Below are 1,806 nucleotides of genomic sequence, written 5' to 3' on the forward strand. Positions count from 1 at the left end.
GCACGTACCGGGGCGGTGATCCTCGACCGGGTCTTTCGGGATCGCCGCAAGACCGGTCGCGGAATCATTGTCGATGCGCCAGTTCCGTTGCCGCCAATAGATATTCAGGATGCCGATGAACTCGAACCGGTCATCGTGTGGTCGCGTGGCTGGATCGACACCGAGGAACTCGACGCCGCCGATGAGCTGGTAACCATCGACCAACGCGCCTCGTATCTGGCCAGTGCCGGCATGATCAACCTCGGGTACGGCGAACTCGTTCACCACAGCACCGGCGCTGAGGAACTCGCCCACACCAGTAGCCCTCTGCCGTTCGGGGTTTGGCAGATCACGCTGCCGGCCGCCGACACCCTCGCCCTGCCGGACAAGCTGCCCCTGCCGCACCCGCGGATGCGCACCGACCGGCCCGTGACGACCTGGGTGACCACCGAAACGATCATCAGCCTGACCGCGCCCATCCCGGATGGGGGAGCGGGCCTCGACATCGCGGATCTGGCGATCACCGAGGCCTGGACCACCACCGACCAAGGGCAAGTGCTCAAGCGGTGGAAGGAACTGCTCGCTGCCGCCCGCAAAGCTGCCGTGGAGGCCGATGACCCGATCCTCAAGTCGATGGTCACCGACATCTACAAGGGCTACCTCGGACGCATCGCCGGTGACCGCAACTGGGACTCCCACATGCGCCACCACTACCAGCCGATCTGGGCTGCGGCCATCAAGGCTCACGCCCGCCACCGCTCCCGCGCCAAAGCCATGAAACTCGCACGCGAACACAACATTTGGCCCATCAAAGGCCTCACCGACGCTTGGACCTACCTCGCACCCGCAGGCGTGGAGCTCGCCGACGAACTGACCTACCTCGGCAAATTCGTGGTCGAGAAGCGGCGCCCTCTCGATGACGACGTCATCCTTGCGTTGCTGACGGCTACCACACCCACCGAGGTGCGCAAAGCCATCAACACCGCCTACACGGCCTCTGGGCAACCAGACGACGACGGCACTGCCGCAAGTGATTCCATCCCTGACCACGACTCAGTGATCACCAGTGAGGTGGTGAGCTGATGGCCCAGTTCCGGCCGCGCCGTCGCGAACGCCGCGACGAACCCACCGCCACCACCACCGCGGCCGCCGGCCGGCAGGTCTCCGTCGCAGCCGGCACCGCGGCTGATCTCGCGCGCGCCGATGCCGGTCTGGTGGGTGAGCGCACCCCCACCGATCACCTCGGCACTATCGGCTACGACGCCGCCTGTAAAGCCGCCCAGGACGCCGGCCGCCGCCCACCCTCGCGGCGCACCTTCCGCCGCTGGAAACAACAGGGCCGCATCCCCGATGACCGCACCGCCGACCTCGTCGCTCGCCGCGCCGAGATCACCCGCATGGGCGGGGTTGACGGAGCCGCACGACAACTCGGCCGCTCACCAAGTGCCGTCTACGACTGGCGGGCCGGGCGCACCAAGAGCCTGCGGCCCGACGCTCAAGGCCGCCTCGTCGACGCACAGGTCGCCCAACGCCTCGTCGACAGCGGCGTCGACGTCTCCCGGATGCGACCGACCATCCACTTCACCGCCGACGTCCACGCCCGCACCGACGGCGGCAACTACGACTACCGCATGGCCAAATCCTTCGACTTCGGCGGACCCCAAGGCCTCGACCACACCCAGATGAGTCGTCAACAGATCGCTGCCCTCGGAGACGCGTTGGCTCGCGACGACCACGCCCGCGTCGCGGCCATCCTCGAAGAGCACGCCTCGGTCAACTTCGCCGCCTTCGACGACTTCGACGACGACACCGGATTCCACTTCGACG

At 67.1% G+C, this 1,806-nt stretch carries 1 protein-coding gene and 1 pseudogene; both read left to right on the forward strand.

Features of this window, described 5'->3' with window-relative positions:
* Positions 1-1,062 (forward strand): annotated as a pseudogene (locus BJF87_RS18070) (hypothetical protein); the annotation flags it as partial.
* Positions 1,062-1,806 (forward strand): hypothetical protein (locus tag BJF87_RS18075; RefSeq protein ID WP_075863681.1); only part of this gene is annotated, 745 nt, incomplete at its 3' end. The pseudogene BJF87_RS18070 and the gene BJF87_RS18075, both read left to right, overlap by 1 nt.

Origin of the sequence: Gordonia sp. CNJ-863, from assembly GCF_001942325.1 — a bacterium.
Taxonomy (GTDB): domain Bacteria; phylum Actinomycetota; class Actinomycetes; order Mycobacteriales; family Mycobacteriaceae; genus Gordonia; species Gordonia alkanivorans.